Source organism: Paenibacillus sp. NRS-1782, assembly GCF_050467685.1.
Taxonomy (GTDB): Bacteria; Bacillota; Bacilli; order Paenibacillales; family Paenibacillaceae; genus Paenibacillus; species Paenibacillus terrae_A.
Genome location: NZ_JBITPH010000067.1, coordinates 1 through 923, shown reverse-complemented (window position 1 = coordinate 923; position 923 = coordinate 1). Strand labels below are relative to the sequence as shown.

General features: G+C 45.4%; 1 pseudogene. It reads right to left on the bottom strand.

The features are described from left to right. Positions 1 to 29: 29 nt before the first annotated feature. Positions 30 to 923: pseudogene (locus ACIFQM_RS23320) on the bottom strand (IS630 family transposase); the annotation flags it as partial.

Here is a 923-nt window from a genome sequence, read left to right as displayed (position 1 = left end):
TATATAAGTTGAACTAAAGAAAAAAATGACTAGAACCTGACACAGAGACGGTCAATGATCGTCAAAGGTACTTTCATAATCTCTTCCATGAATTGTTGTACGTTGGTGCGAATTTCGGTGACCGTGTGGTAGAAAACGTTGTTAATCACATCCGATTTAAGCCATTTCCACAACCCTTCGACTGCATTGAGTTGTGGGCTATAGGGAGGCAGAAAAACCAGTTCAAGTCGGTCCTTCATCTCGGTTAGGAACGGTTCCAGCAATTTCGCATGGTGGATTCGTGCATTATCCAACACCATCACGATTTTGCCTGTTGGATATTCGGCTACGACTTTTTTCAAAAAGCTCAAAAAGGTTTCTGCTGTATACTGCTCATCTTCCTGCCATACGATCTTGCCTGTCCCATAGTCGACGGTTGCCAGCAGTTTGACCCCGCGATGTTTACCTGTCGTTTGAATGATACGTTGCTTGCTGCGGAGAAACCACGTTTTTTGAATCGCTTGGTAATCGCGAATCATGGATTCGTCTTCAAATAGCACATGCTGGATTTCGTCCTTCAGGTGTCTTTTTTTAAATCCGGAAACGTTTCTTCTGAAAAGATTCTTTGTTTTTCTTCGTCCGCCGCTGCCAAGGTATAGGTTGGCTTGGTGTAGCTTAGCCCCTGACGGTGCATCATTTTGGAGATGCCACGAAGCGAATACGTCACTCCAAATTCCCGTTGGATAAAGGCTGCCATGATCTCCAGTGTCCAATTGTGCCGCGCGGTAAAGCCTACATCATGCGGAACGGAGTTGACGATGGTCTGTTTCAGCTTTTCCTGTTGTTCTTCGGTTAATCGAACGGGGGCGCCTGGCGAATGATTCATTTGCAGACCTGGAAGCCCTCCTGTTTCATAGGCTTGAATGTAACCTTTTACGGTTTTT